The organism is Pseudomonas sp. SDT291_1_S447 (assembly GCF_054070155.1).
This window is the reverse complement of the sequence record NZ_JBSVXS010000364.1, coordinates 1-269: the sequence shown is the minus strand read 5'-3', so window position 1 is coordinate 269 and position 269 is coordinate 1. Positions and strand designations below refer to the sequence as shown.

Here is a 269-nt window from a genome sequence, read left to right as displayed (position 1 = left end):
GCGTGACGCAATCGGCCTTGTCGCGGCGTATACGCTCACTGGAAGAATGGGTGGGTGTCGAACTGGTCGACCGTGGCACCTATCCGGTGCAACTTACCGCTGCGGGCGTCGCCTTCTGTAGCGAAAGCCGCGACGCCCTCGCCGGCCTGATGCGCCTGCGCGCCAGCCTGCGCGAAGTGGAACGCATGCCGGGGCGCTCGATCCAGGTGACCGCCGGCCACAGCCTGTCGATGACGTTCCTGCCCAAGTGGCTGGCGCAATTCCAACGA

1 protein-coding gene is annotated in these 269 nt (G+C 66.2%); it reads left to right on the top strand.

The annotated features are described in order from the left end of the window. Window positions 1-269 (top strand): LysR family transcriptional regulator (locus ACW9IR_RS29935; RefSeq protein WP_457466213.1); only part of this gene is annotated, 269 nt, incomplete at both ends.